Raw genomic sequence first — 1,524 nt, forward strand, 5'->3', positions numbered from 1 at the left:
TTTTATTGTACTTGGAATATTTTAGACAAAAACATCAGTGGTTTTGGTTTCTTTTATTAATTTTAAGCAAACCAACGCAACGAAACCTTACACATACACGTTATATACAATGCCTCCGAATCACTCATACGGAGAGTTCATTCAATCTTAATTTAGTAATTCACACTCAATCTCAAAGGGTTTTCACTCGACTCTGAAACTCACTCATATCTATAAATTAGAGGTTCAATTCAAAAGGAAATCGTCTGATTCAAAAAACAATTGATTAGCAAACGTGATCACTCAAACCTCTTTATGTGATTACTCTTCTCGCATTATGTGATTACTCTTGATTCAGAAACGCAAGCTGGACGTGATTACTCTTAAGTGTCGGCACAGTAAATAACAACGTGTAAAGTTCATTGCTTCTTTTTTTTGTACTTGGAATATTTTAGACAAAACATCAGTGGTTTTGGTTTCTTTTATTAATTTTAAGCAAACCAACGCAACGAAACCTTACACATACACGTTGCCAGTAATTTGACCAAACCGCAAACATTGAAAAACATAATTGTCCTTATTTCAATTTCGATATTTCTTTCATGTCAAGAAAAGGAAAAAATTCCAAATGATTTGAATATTGCATTTGACTATATAAATGAAAAATGGGATAAAAAATCAATAGAACAATTTAAAAACAGAACTGAAGATGACACCACTTTTGTGGATTATCATTTCGGAATTGGATTAAACATAAGAAATTATTTATTGCGGAATGGCGAGCATTCTGAAAAACTAACACGATTTTTTGATTCTATTGGAGTTCATCATTATGATGATATGTCATCAATAATTATAGAATCTTACCATAAACACTTAAACAATAAAGATATTGAACTTGAATCGCAAGTAAATAGTGTTAAGGAATATTGGAAGCCAATTATAGATTGTGCTAAAATTCAAGAAAAAAAAGGACTGGAAATTTATCAAAGTTATGCAGTAAATGACACCATAAACATAAAAATGCCAGTTAGTGAATCAAATAGTGTTGTTGATTATCCTTGTCCCACAATGGATTGGGAATATGATGAAAAAATGGATTTATCAATTGACGGAATTATTATAGAAAAAGGATTTAGTGTTGGCGAAACAAATGTCTATTTTACAGTTAGAATTTTAAATAAAAGCCATGAAGGAACCAAAATAATGATGTCTAAAAAAAATGTAGGAGATGAATTCACTATTATGCTGAGACAGACAGTATGGAAAATAAAAACTACTGGCAACAACGTGTATAATTAATTGCGGTTTGATGGCTAAGCGCAGGATATTTTCTCACAATTCACTATATTGCTTAGCAAAGAATAATAGCGTACTTGCACGCAACTAACCATACACATACACGTTGGCAGTAATACTGACCCGTCCTGAATATAGGCTACATAATTTTAAACATTATGTACAAAAATGACAAAATAATTAGACGGTATTCAGAACCTTTTAAACTGAAAATTTTAGACGAACTTACAACCGGAAAACACACAA

General features: G+C 31.1%; 1 protein-coding gene. It reads left to right on the forward strand.

The features are described from left to right. Window positions 1–537: 537 nt before the first annotated feature. Window positions 538–1,281, forward strand: coding sequence for a DUF6794 domain-containing protein (locus N4270_RS17040; RefSeq protein ID WP_260098558.1), 744 nt, complete (start codon window positions 538–540; stop codon window positions 1,279–1,281). Window positions 1,282–1,524 lie beyond the last annotated feature (243 nt).

This window comes from Psychroserpens sp. SPM9 (assembly GCF_025153525.1).
In the GTDB taxonomy this organism is placed as follows: domain Bacteria; phylum Bacteroidota; class Bacteroidia; order Flavobacteriales; family Flavobacteriaceae; genus Psychroserpens.